General features: G+C 74.0%; 10 protein-coding genes and 1 pseudogene. 6 read left to right on the top strand and 5 right to left on the bottom strand.

The annotated features are described in order from the left end of the window. Positions 1-182 precede the first annotated feature (182 nt). Positions 183-893, bottom strand: coding sequence for a nucleoside/nucleotide kinase family protein (locus ACIGXM_RS35545; protein WP_396568256.1), 711 nt, complete (start codon positions 891-893; stop codon positions 183-185). 9 nt (positions 894-902) lie between these two features. Then, positions 903-1,940 carry an LD-carboxypeptidase gene (locus tag ACIGXM_RS35540; protein ID WP_396568255.1) on the bottom strand — a complete coding sequence of 346 codons (1,038 nt, stop codon included), beginning with the start codon at positions 1,938-1,940 and terminating at the stop codon, positions 903-905. A 306-nt stretch (positions 1,941-2,246) separates the two neighbouring features. Here ACIGXM_RS35540 and ACIGXM_RS35535 point away from each other — a divergent pair, with 306 nt between their 5' ends. Together ACIGXM_RS35535 and ACIGXM_RS35530 are read left to right on the top strand one after the other, a co-directional pair. Continuing rightward, positions 2,247-3,173, top strand: coding sequence for a hypothetical protein (locus ACIGXM_RS35535; RefSeq protein ID WP_396568254.1), 927 nt, complete (start codon positions 2,247-2,249; stop codon positions 3,171-3,173). A 45-nt stretch (positions 3,174-3,218) separates the two neighbouring features. Next, positions 3,219-4,100, top strand: coding sequence for an ATP-grasp domain-containing protein (locus tag ACIGXM_RS35530; protein ID WP_396568253.1), 882 nt, complete (start codon positions 3,219-3,221; stop codon positions 4,098-4,100). Between the two features lie 16 nt (positions 4,101-4,116). On the opposite strand, the gene ACIGXM_RS35525 is transcribed toward ACIGXM_RS35530, so the two are convergent. Both ACIGXM_RS35525 and ACIGXM_RS35520 read right to left on the bottom strand, forming a co-directional pair. Next, complete coding sequence (locus ACIGXM_RS35525; RefSeq protein ID WP_396568252.1) at positions 4,117-7,968, bottom strand: ABC transporter ATP-binding protein; 3,852 nt, start codon at positions 7,966-7,968, stop codon at positions 4,117-4,119. A gap of 210 nt (positions 7,969-8,178) precedes the next feature. Then, on the bottom strand, positions 8,179-8,823 hold the full coding sequence (locus ACIGXM_RS35520) for a TetR/AcrR family transcriptional regulator (protein ID WP_396568251.1): 645 nt from the start codon (positions 8,821-8,823) through the stop codon (positions 8,179-8,181). A 130-nt stretch (positions 8,824-8,953) separates the two neighbouring features. Here ACIGXM_RS35520 and ACIGXM_RS35515 point away from each other — a divergent pair, with 130 nt between their 5' ends. The 4 genes from ACIGXM_RS35515 to ACIGXM_RS35500 all read left to right on the top strand — a co-directional run bounded on the left by ACIGXM_RS35515 (position 8,954) and on the right by ACIGXM_RS35500 (position 15,352). Beyond that, entirely contained in the window at positions 8,954-10,681 is a 1,728-nt protein-coding gene (locus tag ACIGXM_RS35515) for a carboxyl transferase domain-containing protein (protein WP_396568250.1), read from the top strand. 93 nt (positions 10,682-10,774) lie between these two features. Further along, complete coding sequence (locus tag ACIGXM_RS35510) at positions 10,775-12,994, top strand: acetyl/propionyl/methylcrotonyl-CoA carboxylase subunit alpha (protein ID WP_396568249.1); 2,220 nt, start codon at positions 10,775-10,777, stop codon at positions 12,992-12,994. Next, positions 12,994-14,025: a hydroxymethylglutaryl-CoA lyase gene (locus ACIGXM_RS35505; RefSeq protein ID WP_396568248.1), complete on the top strand. Its 1,032-nt coding sequence runs from the start codon at positions 12,994-12,996 to the stop codon at positions 14,023-14,025. The genes ACIGXM_RS35510 and ACIGXM_RS35505 overlap by 1 nt, the downstream gene beginning before the upstream one ends. 136 nt (positions 14,026-14,161) lie before the next feature. Beyond that, entirely contained in the window at positions 14,162-15,352 is a 1,191-nt protein-coding gene (locus tag ACIGXM_RS35500) for an acyl-CoA dehydrogenase family protein (RefSeq protein WP_396568247.1), read from the top strand. Between the two features lie 162 nt (positions 15,353-15,514). Here the strand turns inward: ACIGXM_RS35500 and ACIGXM_RS35495 are convergent. After that, positions 15,515-15,952: pseudogene (locus ACIGXM_RS35495) on the bottom strand (universal stress protein); the annotation flags it as partial. Positions 15,953-16,006 lie beyond the last annotated feature (54 nt).

Here is a 16,006-nt window from a genome sequence, read left to right as displayed (position 1 = left end):
AGCCCAGTCCCGCTCCGAAAAGCGAATCCGGACCCACTCCCAGAAATACGAACACAGCAAAACAAGGCCGACCCGCGACAGCGCGCGAAAAGCCGGGCTTCTTGCTGCGAATGGTGTTTCGAGAGAGTGGCCGCCCCGGGACCGTCCGCGCAGACGCGTGTCCGGTGCTCCCTGCCGAGCGACTAGGGAACACTACTCCCTGTGCTTGCCGGGGGCAACTCGGCGGCCATCCGGATGACCCGGGTGCAGCGGGCACGGCTGAGCTTCACGTACTCGCCGTTCGGCTGGTCGTTGGAGTCCACCCAGGCCCGCGCCGCCCCGCCATCGCGCCCGCCGGCCAAGTGCCGCCTGATCAGACGGTCCGCCCGTACCTCGTCGGGCACCTCCAGGTACCAGACCTCCTGGAGCAGCGCGCGGGCCTGCGACCAGCCCGGCCCGTCGGCGGCGAGGTAGTTGCCCTCGGTGACGATGAGCCGGGCGGCGGGCGTGACCAGGTGGCGGGCGGCCACCGGCTCGTCGAGGTCCCGGTCGAAGTCGGGGACGTAGATGTCGTGGAACCGGTCACCGGCGAGCCGGTGGAGCAGCGCCGCGTAGCCCAGCGCGTCGAAGCTGGGCGGCGAGCCCTTGCGAGCCCGCAGGCCCAGCCGGTCGAGCTGCGGGTTGGAGAGGTGGAAGCCGTCCATCGGCACGTAGGCGGCGCTGCCGGCGCCCTCGGCCCGTTCCACCTCCCGGACCAGATGGCGCGCCAGCCAGGACTTGCCCGCGCCGGGCGCGCCGGTGAGTCCCAGCATCATCCGGCCGCGCCGCTGGGCGGCGGTCCGCAGGGTGGCCAGCAAGTCGGCCACCAGATCGGCCGGCCGGCACTCGGGAAGGTCGTCGAGGTCCGAGGTCACGCGCGCACCCTAGTCCACCGGGAAGGAATCCACCGGGGAGGGCTCGGTGGCCAACGCTTCCGGCGCCGGCTCGGCCGCTCCGGTCCCGTCCGCCAGCGCGGGCCGGTCCAGGGTGAGCGTGCCGGCGTCCGCGTCGAGCAGTGCGGGCACGCCGAGCGGGACGGTCAGGGTGGACGGGCAGTGCCCGAAGCCGAGCTCCCAGAGCACCGGCACACCGAGCGGAGCCAGCCGGGCGGCCATCACGTCCCGGATCCGCTCCGGCCTCCCGCAGCCGTACCAGGAGCCCAGGACCACCCCGCGCACCCCCGCCAGTGCCCCGGACCGGATCAACTGGCTGAGGATCCGGTCCAGCTGGTAGGGGTGTTCGTTGACGTCCTCCAGCAACAGGAGGGTGCCCGCGAAGGAGCGACGAGCCCCGGGCGTGCCACACTCCGCCGCCAACACCGAGGCGCAGCCGCCCGCCGTGACCCCGCGCGCCCGGCCGGAGATCAGCGGACCGGCCTCGGGGCCGGTGAGGGTCAGTACGGTGGCCGGCTCGAAGAGGGTGCGGCGCAGGTGCTCGGCGGTCGGGCCGTCCTCGACGAACGAGGTGGCAGCGCCCATCGGCCCGTACAGGCTGACCAGGCCGAGTCGCTGGGCGACCAGCTCGTGCAGTGCGGTGACGTCGCTGAAACCGATCAGCACCTTCGGTGGCGCGGCCCGCAGCGCCGCCCAGTCCAGCAGGTCGGCGACCCGCTGGGCGCCGTACCCACCACGGGCGCAGAGCACCGCCGCGATCGACGGGTCGAGCCAGGCACGCTGGAAGTCGGCGGCCCGGTCCTTGTCGGTGCCCGCCAGGTAGCCGAGCCGCGGATCGGCGTCCAGCACGTGCGCGCCGACCACCGGCTCCAGGCCCCAGGAGCGCAGGATCGCGCAGCCGGCCCGGAGCCGCTCCGCGTCGATCGGGCCGCTGGGAGCGACCAGGGCCACCCGGTCACCCGGCTCCAGGCGGCGGGACCGGATCAGCCCGCCATCGACGGCTGGGTGGGCGAGCGGCGGCGTGGCCATGCGTGGTTCGTCCTTCCAGGACAGCCGGATGGGGTGGGAGACCGGGCGGACCGGGCCCGCCCGGCACCATTCTTCCCATCCCCGGCCGGCCGCCCACCCGCCGGGCACCCCGGTTCGAGCGGACGCTCAGCCAATTGATCATCAACTCTCAGGGAGCCGGGGTATGTTCTCCGCTGACCAGGACACCATCGGGGTTCCGCCCGGTGGACAGGGCCTCACCGTGTGTCAAGTACCGCAGCTCCCCATGGACGTGCACCCCCCGGTACGGCAGGATCGGGCGGACTGTACCCCGGAGGACCCTCACCGATGAGCTCGTCGTTCATACCGATGGACACACCGGACCAGCCGCAGGCCGATCCCGCAGCCCCCGGTCCGGCCCAGGTCGGCCCGCCCACCGGCGCGAACGGCCGTGTCGACGGCAAGCCGGACCCCGGCGCCGCCACCACGGCGAAATTGCGCGCCGGGCTGGCCTCGCGGCTGCGTTCGGCATACGAACGGGGTGCTGGAATCGACCGGCTGGCCGCCGCGAGCCACCAGTCGGTCTCCGAGGTCCGGGAGTTGCTGCAGCTGGCCGGGGTCGATCCGGTGGCCGAGCCGCCCGTCCCCGCCCCGGAGACGGTGCTGCCGTCGCCGCGCACCATCCTGGAGGCGGCACCCGGAGCCTTCGAGGAGCCGGCCGACCGCGGTGACCCGGCCGCCCGGCCCCGCCCGCGGATCCGGCGGCCCGCACCCGCCCGCCGGCTGAGCCGCACCGAGCCGGAACCACCCGCGGTACCCGGGTCGCCGGCCGTCCCCGCGCAGCCGGAAGAGCCGGCCCAGACCGATCACTCGGACGGCCGGGCGCTGCCGGAGCGTGCCCCGGCTCCCGGCCAGGGCGACGTGCGCCGGGAGGGACCCGAGGAGCCGGCGCTCGGCATCCTGATCGGCGGCGCCCAGCGCGCGGTCGAGCCGCCGTCGCGCCCCTCCGACCCCCGCTTCCGGCGGGTCGCGGCCCAGCTGATCCGGGTCGGCCGGGGTACCACGCTCGCGGTGCTGCCGGCCTGGCGCTCGTCGATCGCCATCTCGGTGCCGACCGAACTGCTGCTCGACGTCACCGGGCTGAGTTTCGAGGAGCTGGCGGAGGCCGAGCTGACCGTGGTGGTCAACCCGGACGCGCTGCACGACCGCGAACTGCGTGCCCACGACTGGCAGGTCGGTCCGGCCACCGAGCACCCCCGGCGGCGCCGCCCCTGACCGGGATCACCGGCTCCGCCGCCGCACCCCGCTAACTTGGTCCGCATGCCCCCGCCGACTCTCCTGCTGCCGCACGACCCGCTCGCCGAGCGCCGGGTCGATCCGCACTACTCCGCGGAGGCCCAGCTGATCCGCGGCCTGGGCGGTGGGACGGCGCTGGTGGACCACGACGCGCTGCTGGCCGGCCGGGCCGCCGAGGCGGTCCGGCGGGTGCCGGCCGACACCGGGCCGGCCTGGTACCGAGGCTGGATGCTCCCGGTGGCCGCATACGCGGCCTTCGAGCGGGCCCTGGCCGACCGCGGCTGCCGCCTGCTCACCAGTGCCGCCGGCTACGCCGCCGCACACGAACTCCCCGGCTGGTACGGCACGTTCGAGGGGGCGACGCCGGTCAGCGTGTGGCTGCCCGCGGACGCCGGGCCGGGTGAGCTGGCGGCGGCGGCCGGCCGGCTGGGCAGCCACGGCCCGGCCGTGGTCAAGGACTACGTCAAGTCCCGCAAGCAGGAGTGGCACGAGGCCTGCTACATCCCCGACCTCGCCGACCCGGCCGCGGTCCGCCGGGTGGTGGCCCGCTTCGTCGAGCTGCAGGGCGAGTTCCTGAGCGGTGGGGTGGTGCTGCGCCGCTTCCACCCGTTCGTGGCGGCCGACCGGGCCGGCGGACGGGCGTCCGAAGCCCGGGTCTGGTGGCTGGACGGCGAGCCGGCGCTGGTCGGCCCGCACCCCGACACCCCGGGCGAGCGGCCGGACCCGGACCTGACCCGGGTCCGGCCGCTGGTCCGAGCACTCGGCTGCCGGTTCGTCACCACCGACCTGGCGCTGCGCGCGGACAGCGGCGAGTGGATGGTGGTCGAGGTCGGCGACGGCCAGGTCAGCGACCTGCCGCGGGGCACCGACGTCTCCGCCCTGCTGACCGCGCTGCTCGCCGCCTGACCGCTCCCCGGACCGGTCAGCCGACCACCGGCGCCGGGTGCCCGTCCGCGACGAAGGCCCGCCAGAGCCGGGCGTAGTACCCCTCGACGGCCAGCAGTTCGGCGTGCGTGCCGTCCTCGACCACCCGGCCCTGGTGCAGCACCACCACCCGGTCGGCCCGGGCCGCGGTGGTCAGCCGGTGCGCGATCACCAGCGTGGTGCGGCCACCGGGCCGGTCCGACCGGCCGTCCCGCAGCCGGTCGGCGGCCTGGTTGACCAGCGCCTCGCTGGCCAGGTCGAGCGCGGCGGTGGCCTCGTCGAGCAGCAGGACGTCCGGGTCCACCAGCTCGGCCCGGGCCAGCGCGATCAGCTGGCGCTGGCCGGCCGAGAGGTTGCGGCCGCGGCCGGCCACCTCGTGCTGGTAGCCACCGGGCAGTCCGCTGATCATTTCGTGTGCACCGACCGCCCGGGCGGCGGCCTCCACCTCGGCGTCGCTCGCCTCCGGCCTGCCGTAGGCGATGGTGTCGCGGACCGTGCCCGCGAAGAGGTAGGCCTCCTGCGGGACCACCCCGAGCCGGTGCCGGTAGTCGGTCAGGTCGTAGCGGGTGATGTCGGTGTCGTCGATCCGGACCGTGCCGCTGGTCGCGTCGTAGAACCGGGCGACCAGTTTGACCAGCGTGGACTTGCCCGCGCCGGTCTCGCCGACCAGCGCCACCGTCTGGCCCGCGGGTATCCGCAGGTCGATGCCGGAGAGCACCTGGGGGTTGCCCTCGCCGCCACCGTTGTAGGCGAAGTCCACGCCGTCGAAGTGGATCTCGCCGCGCAGCCGCCCGACCGGGACCGGGTCGACGGCGTTCGGAGTGGTGGTCGGGGTGCGCAGCAGCTCGCGGATCCGGCCCAGGCCCACGGCCGCCTGCTGGTAGCCGTCGAAGATCTGCGAGAGCTGGTTGACCGGCGCGAAGAAGAGGTCGATGTAGAGCAGGTAGGCGACCAGGGCACCGACCGTGAGGGTACCCGCGTCGACCCGGGAGGTGCCGGCGATCAGCACCAGGGCCGCCGAGACGCTGGACAGGAACTGCACGAACGGGAAGTACAGCGAGATGTACAGCTGGGCCTTGACCCGGGCGTGCCGGTAGGCGAGGCCGGTGGCGGCGAACCGCTCGGTGTTGCCGGCCTCCCGCCGGAACGCCTGGACGATCCGCATCCCGGCCACGTTCTCCTGCAGGTCCGCGTTGACCGTGCTGATCAGCTCGCGGGAGATCTGGTACTGCGCCAGCGACTTCCGCCGGAAGACCACCGTCGCCACCACCAGCAGCGGCAGCACCGTGAAGACGGTCAGCGCCAGACCGACGTCGATGATCAGCAGCGCGAAGAAGATCCCGAAGAAGGTCAGCAGGCTGACCACGGCGGTGACCACGCCGGTCTGCAGGAAGCTGGACAGCGCGTCGACGTCGGTGGTCATCCGGGTCATGATCCGGCCGGCCAGCTCGCGCTCGTAGTAGTCCAGGCCGAGCCGGTTGAGGTGCGCGAAGATCTTCAGTCGCAGGGTGTAGAGGACCCGCTCGCCGGTCCGGCCGCTGACCCGGGTCTCGGCGACCTGCACCACCCAGTCGAGCAGCACGACCACCAGCGCGGCCAGCGAGGCGACGGCCACCCCGCTCATCGCCGCCTTGGAGACGCCGTCGTCGATGCCGTGCCGGATCAGCACCGGCAGCACCAGGCCGGCCACCGCGTCCAGGGCGAGCAGCACCAGGTCCAGCGCCAGCATGCCGCGGAAGGGGCGGAGCAGCCGGCCGAGGCTGAAGTGCGGGTCCCCGGCGGCGGCCGCCGCGCGCGGGACGGCCGGGGTGTCGACGGCCGGTGGCAGCGCGGCGACCTTGGCCAGCAGCTCGGGGTCGGCGGCCCGGGCGGCGAGCACGCCGTGCAGGCCGCGACCCGGACCGACGGCCGGCTCGGGGGCCGCCGGGGCGGGCTCCGGCTCGGCCGGCTCGACCGGGTGTCCGGCGCCGGCCTCGGGGTCGGTGATCAGGGACCGGTAGAGCGGACACCGGTCGGTCAGCTCCTCGTGCGTGCCGAGGTCGACCAGCCGGCCGCGGTCGAGCACCGCGATCCGGTCGGCCAGCTGCAGCGTGGAGCGGCGGTGGGCGATCAGCAGCGTGGTGCGGCCGGTCATCACGCTGCGCAGCGCCTCGTGGATCTCCGCCTCGATCTGCGGGTCGACCGCCGAGGTCGCGTCGTCGAGCAGCAGCACCCGTGGGTCGGCGAGGATCGCCCGGGCCAGCGCGATCCGCTGGCGCTGGCCGCCGGAGAGGGTCAGGCCCTGCTCGCCGACCTCGGTCAGGTAGCCGTCCGGCAGTTCACGGATGAAGCCGTCGGCCTGGGCGGCCCGGGCGGCGGCCTCGATCTCCTCGTCGGTGGCGTCGGGGCGGCCGTAGGCGATGTTGCTGCGGACGGTGTCGGAGAAGAGGAAGCTGTCCTCCGGCACCACGCCGACCACGCCGCGCACCGACTCCAGGGTGAGCTCGCGCAGGTCCTGCCCGTACAGCCGGACCGTGCCGGCGCTCGGGTCGTAGAACCGCGGCACCAGTTGGGCGACGGTGGACTTGCCCGAACCCGAGGCACCGACCAGGGCCAGCGTCTCGCCGGGCTCGATGGTCAGGCTGAGTCGGTTCAGCACCGGGCGGGCGCTGCCGTCGGCCGTGTGGTGCTGGAAGTCGACCTGGTCGAGTTCCAGCGCGGGGGCGCCGGGGACCGGTCGCAGCGGGTGGGCGTCCGGCCGCTCCTGGACCAGCGGCCGCTCGTCGATCAGGTCGAAGACCCGCTCCACGCCGGCCCGGGCCTGCTGGCCGACGGTCAGCAGCATGGTGAGCATCCGGACCGGACCGGTCATCTGGCTGACGTAGCTGGAGAAGGCGACGAAGGTGCCGAGGGTGACCTCGCCGTCCACCGCCAGCCAGCCGCCGAGGGCGAGCACTGCGACCTGGCCGAGCGCCGGGATCGCCTGCATCGCCGGGGAGTAGCGGCTGTTCAGCCGGATCGCCCGGAGCCGGGCGGCGTAGAGCGTCCGGGAGGCGCCCTCCAGCTTGTCGAGTTCCTGCTCCTCCTGGCCGAAGCCCTTGACCACCCGGACGCCGCCGACCGCGGCGTCCACCACGCCGGCCACCGCCGCGGTCTCCTGTTGGGCGGCCCAGGTCGCGGGGAAGAGCCGGCGACGGCTGCGGATCGCGATGACGTACAGCGCCGGGCCCATCACCAGGGCGACCAGGGTGAGCACCGGCGAGAGCCAGAGCATCACCAGGATGGACATCACGAAGAGCAGCAGGTTGCCGGTCATCATCGGCAGCATCGACAGCAGACCGTTGATCAGCTGCAGGTCGGAGGTGGCGCGGCCGACCACCTGGCCGGTGTCCAACTGGTCCTGCCGGACGCCGTCCAGCCGGGTGAGCGAGCGGAACAGGGCGGTGCGCAGGTCGTGCTGGACGTCCACGGCGAGCTGGCCACCGTAGTAGCGGCGGACCATGGTGCAGCCGAAGACCAGCAGGGCGGCCACCACCAGGGCGGTGGCCCAGGGGGCGAGGGCGCGGGTGTGGGTGGTGATGACGTCGTCGATGATCAACCGGACGATCAGCGGCACGATCGCGGTGACCGCCATACCGGCCAGCGAGGCGCCGAAGGAGAGCAGCACGTTGCGGCGGTAGACCCAGCTGTAGGCGGCCAGCCGACGCAGCCAGCCCGTCCCGGGGCCCGGGTCGTTGGGCCGGCGGGAGTCGGCCGGACGGTCGGCGGGCGCGGGTGCGCCGGCCCGGGGCCGCTCGATCACCGCCGCGGGGCTCGCGGCCGGTTCGCCGGCGGAGGGTATCTCCCTGATGGAGCCGTGAGTCTCAGGCATATTTAGGGATACTAACCATTTCGTGAGGCGGCCGTCCATGACGAAGGCGGGGGGCGCCGCGGGGACCCGGCCGGTGCAACGGCGGCCGGCCGATTTTCCTTCCCCCCAGGCTGCGCCCGGCGACCCGGCCGGGACACCGGGCGGCGGGACCGGTCCGGGCCGGTCGATCGACCTACGTCGCCCGACCGGCCCGCCGTACTCGATCGCCCCTCAGGCCACGCCCTCGGCCACGCCGTCGGAGGCCGCCGCGAAGGCGCCCTGGGCGAGCCGGTGCAGCAGCTGCGCCATCTCGGCCCGGGGCAACCCGGCCCGGTCACCCTGCGCGAGCTTCACCCCGATGCTGTGCGGGGTGGAGTTGAGCAGGCCGAAGACCGCGTGCACGGCCGCCCGGGCCAGCGGCTCGCTGGTGGGGTCGGCCAGTCGCGGGAAGGCCTCCCGGACCACCTGCACCCAGAGTTCGACGTAGCCGCGCTGCAGCCGTCGGACCCGCCGGCGGTCCTCCTCCCGCAGGTGCAGCAGCTCGCGGTCGTGCAGCGTGATCAGGTCGGAGTCGTCCAGCGCGAAGTCGACGTGTCCACTGATCAGCGCCTCCAGCGCGGCCTGCGGACCGTCCGCCGCCCCGGCCCGCCGGCGGCCCTCCTCCAGCAGCCGCTCGCTGATCCCGACCAGCAGGTCGGCCAGCATCGCGTCCTTGCCCGAGAAGTGCCGGTAGAGGCCGGGGCCGCTGATCCCGACCGCCTTTCCGATCTCGTCGACCCCCACCCCGAGGAACCCCCGGGCGGCGAACAGGCGGGCCGCCTCACGGCGGATCTGGTCACGGCGCGGGGTCGCGGAGGTGGCGGGGACGTTCGACATGGGGACCATCGTAGACAGCGGAGTTATCGATGGTTAACCTGGCCGCAGGAGTTAACCACCATTAACTTTGGTGGCCGAGGCCCAACCACGGCCCCGCCACCGGGTTTCCGGGAGCAAGGGAGCTCTTGCGATGGTCCTGTCGACGCCCGGCCTCACCGCGCCCCACCCGCTGGACGCGGCCGGCCTCGGTGGCGGCACCGCGCAGACGGCGTCCGCCCCGGGCGCGCACCCGGCCGCGGCCGCCCCCGCGCCACGGCTGCGCTCCACCGTCGAGCCCGGCTCGGCCGGCTACCGGACGAACACCGAGGCGCACCGGGAGCTGGTCGCCGAGCTGCGCGCCAAGCTCTCCGCCGCCGCCCTCGGCGGCGGCGCCAAGGCCCGCGAGCGGCACACCGCGCGCGGCAAGCTGCTCCCCCGTGACCGGGTGGACGCGCTGCTCGACCCCGCCTCCCCGTTCCTGGAGCTCTGCCCGCTCGCCGCCGACGGCCTGTACGACGGCGCCGCCCCGGCGGCCGGCGTGATCGCGGGCATCGGCCGGGTGGCCGGGCGCGAGGTGCTGGTGGTCGCCAACGACGCGACGGTCAAGGGCGGCACCTACTACCCGATGACGGTCAAGAAGCACCTGCGGGCGCAGGAGGTGGCGCTGGAGAACCGGCTGCCCTGTGTCTACCTGGTGGACTCCGGCGGCGCCTTCCTGCCGATGCAGGACGAGGTGTTCCCGGACCGCGACCACTTCGGCCGGATCTTCTACAACCAGGCCCGGCTCTCGGCGGCGGGGATCCCGCAGATCGCCGCCGTGCTCGGTTCCTGCACCGCGGGCGGCGCCTACGTGCCGGCGATGAGCGACCAGGCGGTGATCGTCCGCAACCAGGGCACCATCTTCCTGGGCGGGCCGCCGCTGGTGAAGGCCGCCACCGGCGAGGTGGTCACCGCCGAGGAGCTGGGCGGCGGCGAGCTGCACTCGCGCACCTCCGGGGTGACCGACCACCTGGCCGAGGACGACGCGCACGCGCTCTCCATCGTCCGCACCATCGTCGACGGCCTCGGCCCGCGCGCCGCCCGGCCCTGGCCGGTGGTCCCGGTCGAGCCGCCGGCCGTCGACCCGGCCGAGCTGTACGGCGCGGTCCCGGTCGACCCGCGCACGCCGTACGACGTCCGCGAGGTGATCGCCCGACTGGTGGACGGCAGCCGGTTCGCCGAGTTCAAGGCGGAGTACGGCGCCACCCTGGTGACCGGCTTCGCCCGGATCCACGGCCACCCGGTCGGGATCGTCGCCAACAACGGCGTGCTCTTCGCCGAGTCCGCGCTCAAGGGCGCCCACTTCATCGAGCTCTGCGACCAGCGCGGCATCCCGCTGCTCTTCCTGCAGAACATCACCGGCTTCATGGTCGGCCGGCAGTACGAGGCGGGCGGCATCGCCAAGCACGGCGCCAAGATGGTCACGGCGGTCGCCTGCACCCGGGTGCCGAAGCTCACCGTGGTGATCGGCGGCTCCTACGGCGCGGGCAACTACTCGATGTGCGGCCGGGCCTACTCGCCCCGCTTCCTCTGGATGTGGCCGAACGCCAAGATCTCGGTGATGGGCGGCGAGCAGGCCGCCTCGGTGCTCGCCACCGTCCGCCGCGACCAGTTCGAGGCACGCGGCGAGGAGTGGCCCGCCGCGGACGAGGAGGAGTTCAAGCGCCCGGTCCGCGAGCAGTACGAGCGCCAGGGCAACGCCTACTACGCCTCGGCCCGGCTCTGGGACGACGGGGTGATCGACCCGATGGACACCCGGACGGTGGTCGGGCTGGCCCTGACCGCCTGTGCCAACGCCCCGCTGGCCGCCCCCGCACCGTACGGCGTGTTCCGCATGTAGTGGCCCGCCCGGCACCGCCGCGCCGTCCCCGCAGCCGAACCGCTCCCCCCGCGCCGCACCACTCTCCCCGCCTCGTTCGGAGGAACGCCTCCCATGTTCGACACCGTCCTGGTCGCCAACCGCGGCGAGATCGCCGTCCGGGTCATCCGCACCCTCCGACGGCTCGGCGTGCGGTCGGTCGCCGTGTACAGCGACGCCGACGCGGACGCCCGGCACGTCCACGAAGCCGACCTCGCCGTCCGGCTCGGACCCGCCGACCGCAGCGACAGCAGCGCCGCCGAGACCTACCTGCGCGGCGACCAGATCATCGCCGCGGCCCGGCGCACCGGTGCCCAGGCCGTCCACCCCGGCTACGGGTTCCTGGCCGAGAACCCCGGCTTCGCCCGGGCCTGCGCCGAAGCCGGACTGGTCTTCATCGGCCCGCCCGCCGAGGCGGTCGAGCTGATGGGCGACAAGATCAACGCCAAGGAGGCGGTCCGCGCGGTCGGCGTCCCGGTCGTCCCGGGCAGCCGGGCGGGCGCGACCAGCGACGGGGAACTCGCCCTGGCGGCCGACGAGATCGGCTACCCGGTGCTGATCAAGCCGTCGGCCGGCGGCGGCGGCAAGGGCATGCGGCTGGTCCGCGACCCGGCCGAGCTACCGGCCGAGCTGGCCGCCGCCCGCCGGGTGGCCCGGACCGCCTTCGGCGACGACACCCTGCTGCTCGAGCGCTGGGTCGACCACCCCCGGCACATCGAGGTGCAGGTCCTCGCGGACGCCCACGGCACCACCGTGCACCTCGGCGAGCGCGAGTGCAGCCTCCAGCGCCGGCACCAGAAGCTGATCGAGGAGGCGCCCTCCGTCCTGCTCGACCCGCGGACCCGGGCCGCGATGGGCGCCGCCGCCGTCCGGGCGGCCGAGGCCTGCGGCTACACCGGTGCCGGCACGGTGGAGTTCATCGTGCCCGGTGACGACCCGCGTGCCCCGCGCCCCGACCAGCCGGGCGCGGACGGCGCCGTCCGCGAGTTCTTCTTCATGGAGATGAACACCCGCCTCCAGGTGGAACACCCCGTGACCGAACTCGCCCTCGCCGTCGCGCCCTCCGGTCCCGGGGCACTCGGCCCGGAGCGGCTCGATCTGGTCGAGTGGCAACTGCGGATCGCCGCCGGTGAGTCGTTGTCGTTCGCCCAGACCGATCTCTCCTTCCTCGGACACGCCGTCGAGGCCCGGATCTGCGCCGAGGACCCGGCGCGGGACTTCCTGCCGACCGGTGGCCGGATCCTGCTGCTCGACGAGCCGACCGGCGACGGCGTCCGGGTCGACTCCGGTCTCAGCGCGGGCACCGCCGTCACCAGCTCCTACGACCCGATGCTGGCCAAGGTGATCGCCTACGGCCCGGACCGCGCGACCGCCCTGCACCGGCTGCGCGCCGCGCTCGCGGACACCCGGATCCTGGGCGTGACCACCAACGCGGGCTTCCTGCGCCGCCTGCTCGCCCACCCCGAGGTGGTCGCCGGTCGGCTCGACACCGGCCTGGTCGAGCGGGCCGCCCAGCAGACCCCCGAACTGCTGGCCGACCAGCCGGACCACGCCGGCACCGCACCCGGCGCACCGGACACCGTCTACCTCGCCGCGGCACTCGCGCGGCACCTGCGGCTCGCCCCGACCGCCGCCTCCGACGGCTGGACCGACCCGTTCGCTCTCCCCTCCGGCTGGCGCCTGGCCGGCGAACCAGCGTGGACGACGCACCGCCTCCGGATCGCCGGGCACGATCCGGTCTCGGTGCGGGTCCGCCCCGGCAGCACCGAGACGACAACCCATTCATCGGACAATCCGTCAGCACTCCTCTCCGACCTGGAGATCCAGCTCGACGACGGACCGATCCGCCGGGCCCGCGCCACGCTCGGCGCCACGGATCTGTCCCTCACTCTGGACGGCCTGCGAACCACCTTCGCACTCGCCACTGACAACGCCCCCACGGCGACCGCCACGGGCCCGGTGATCTGGCTGGGACTCGGCGGCGACAGCTGGGCGGTGCACCCCCACGACCCGGTGGCCGACCGCACGGTCGCCGCCGACGCCCATCACGGAGCGCTGACCGCACCGATGCCCGGCACCGTCACCGTGGTCAAGGCCGCGGCCGGCGACCGGGTCCGGCGCGGCCAGCCGCTCCTGGTCCTGGAGGCCATGAAGATGGAACACGTGATCGCCGCGCCGCACGACGGCACGGTCAGCGAACTGCCGGTCACCGCGGGAGCCACGGTCGCGATGGAGCAGCTGCTCGCCGTCGTGCTCCCGGACGAGCCGGCCGACGAATCCGAGGCGGTGGCCTGATGACGACGTCCCCCGAGCCCGGCCCGCTCGACCTCGGCCTGCCCAGCGTGGTGCGCGACCCGGCGCTGCCCGCCCGGGTGCGGATCCACGAGGTCGGCGCGCGCGACGGCCTGCAGAACGAGAGCGCGCTGGTGCCGGTGGAGGTGAAGGCCGAGTTCATCACCCGGCTGGCCGCCGCCGGGCTGCGCACCGTGGAGGCGACCAGCTTCGTGCACCCCAAGTGGGTGCCGCAGTTGGCCGACGCCGAGGAGCTGCTGCCCCGGCTGGCCGGACTGCCCGCGCGCCACCCCGGCCTGCGGCTGCCCGTGCTGGTCCCCAACGAGCGCGGCCTGGACCGGGCACTGGCGCACGGCGCCGGCGAGATCGCGGTCTTCGCCAGCGCCACCGAGGCCTTCGCCCGGCGCAACCTCAACCGTTCGGTGGATGAGGTGCTGGAGATGTTCCGGCCGGTGGTCCAGCGGGCCGCCGGTCAGGGCCTGCCGGTCCGCGGTTACCTCTCGATGTGCTTCGGCGACCCCTGGGAGGGTCCGGTCGCGCCGACCCAGGTGGTCGCGGTCGGACTGCGGCTGCTCGAACTCGGCTGCACCGAGCTGAGCCTCGGCGACACCATCGGGGTTGCCACCCCGGGCCAGGTCGCCGCGCTGCTGGCGGCGTTCGGCGAGGCCGGCGTGCCGGTCGGCCGACTCGCCGTGCACTTCCACGACACGTACGGCCAGGCGCTGGCCAACACGCTGGCCGCGCTGCGCTGCGGGGTCACCGTGGTCGACTCCTCGGCCGGCGGCCTGGGCGGCTGCCCGTACGCGAAGAGCGCCACCGGCAACCTCGCCACCGAGGACCTGGTGTGGATGCTGCACGGCCTCGGCATCGAGACCGGCGTCGACCTGGCCGCGTTGGCCGCCACCAGCGGCTGGCTGGCCGGACGGCTGGGCCGACCGAGCCCGTCCCGCGCGGTCCAGGCGCTGGCCGGCTCGGCCGGCGCACCGGCCGGCGCCGGCCCCGACGACCCGTCCGACGGCTCCGGCACGCCGTAGCCACCGCGGCGCGACCCGCCGCCCCCCGACCGGCCGTCGGCCCGGCCCGCCCACGGCCCGGTCCGGCACACCCCGCACGCGGCCCGCGCCGCCCCCGCTCCGGCCGAAGCCCCGGCCACACCTTGGGAGGAACCCGATGCTCGACCACCGACTGGACTCCGAGTACGAGGAACTGCGCCGCACGGTCGCCGAGTTCGCCAACGACGTGGTGGCGCCGGCGATCGGCGACTACTACGAGCGCGAGGAGTTCCCGTACGAGATCATCAAGGAGATGGGGCGGATGGGCCTGTTCGGCCTGCCCTTCCCCGAGGAGTACGGCGGGATGGGCGGCGACTACTTCGCCCTCTGCCTCGCCCTGGAGGAGCTCGCCCGGGTGGACTCCTCGGTGGCCATCACCCTGGAGGCGGGGGTGTCGCTGGGCGCGATGCCGATCTACCGCTTCGGCACCGAGGAGCAGAAGCGGGAGTGGCTGCCCAGGCTGACCTCCGGCGAGCTGCTCGGCGCGTTCGGACTGACCGAGCCGGAGGGCGGCTCGGACGCCGGTGCCACCCGGACCACCGCCCGCTTCGACGAGGCCACCCGGGAGTGGGTGATCAACGGGACCAAGTGCTTCATCACCAACTCGGGTACCGACATCACCGGCCTGGTGACCGTCACTGCGCTCACCGAACCGCTCGCTCGTTCGAGTGAAGAGGACGGGAAGCCCTCGGCGCGCCGGGAGATCTCGTCCATCATCGTTCCTGCCGGCACCCCCGGGTTCCAGGTGTCGAAGAAGTATTCGAAGGTCGGGTGGAACGCCTCCGACACCCGAGAGCTGTCCTTCACCGATTGCCGAGTCCCCGAAGCCAACCTCCTCGGCCAACAGGGCCGGGGGTACGCCCAGTTCCTGCGGATCCTCGACGAGGGCCGCATCGCCATCGCAGCGCTGTCCACCGGCCTGGCCCAGGGCTGCGTCGACCAGTCCATCAGCTACGCCGCGACCCGGCACGCCTTCGGGCGGCCGATCGGGGCCAACCAAGCCATCCAGTTCAAGATCGCCGACATGGAGACGCGCGCCCATGTCGCGCGCCTCGCCTGGCGGGACGCGGCCTCCCGGCTGCTGCTCGGCGAGCCCTTCAAGAAGGAGGCGGCCATCGCGAAGCTCTACTCCTCCGAGGCAGCCGTCGACAACGCCCGCGAGGCGACCCAGATCCACGGCGGCTACGGCTTCATGAACGAGTACCCCGTCGCCCGCTTCTGGCGGGACAGCAAGATCCTGGAGATCGGGGAGGGCACCTCCGAGGTCCAGCGGATGCTCATCGCCCGCGAGTTGGGTGTCACGTCCTGACGCGCCAACCCTGACGCACCAGCGGCTGATCGGCCATCAGTCGCACCCGGCGGGCCCGCAGTCGACCGACTGCGGGCCCGTCCACCACCCATCGCCCGTCCGGCACCCATCGCCCGTCCGGCACCGACAGAACGTCCAGTACCGACAGAAGGGGAGGCCCGCTCAGGGGATCACGATCACCGGACGGTTGGCGCGCCGGGCCAGCCGGCCGGAGACCGAACCGAACAGCCGCCCCAGCAGCCCGTGGGTGGTGCCCACCACGATCGCGTCGGCGGCGTACTCCTTGCCGACCTCCTCGATCTCATGGCAGATGTCACCACCGCGCTCGACCAGGATCCAGGGCACGCCGACCAGGAAGTCGGCGCAGGCCAACTCCAGGCCGAGCAACTCGGTCCGGTGGTCCGGCAGATCCACGAAGACCGGGGGCTCGCACCCGGCCCAGACCGTGGCCGGCAGACGGTTGGCCACGTGGACGATGACCAGGCCGCACCGGGAGCGCCGAGCCATCCCCACCGCGTAGGCGAGTGCCCGCTCGCTGGAGAGCGACCCGTCGAAGCCCACCACCACGCCGTGCTGGAAGGCCGGATCGCACGGTCCGGGCGCCTCGGGCCGCTGCTGCGGGAGCTTCCCCTCGTACCACTCGGTGCGCCGCGA

Source organism: Kitasatospora sp. NPDC052896, from assembly GCF_044547075.1.
Lineage (GTDB): Bacteria > Actinomycetota > Actinomycetes > Streptomycetales > Streptomycetaceae > Kitasatospora.
Note: the sequence above shows the minus strand (reverse complement) of the source record. Positions and strands in the feature narration are given on the sequence as shown.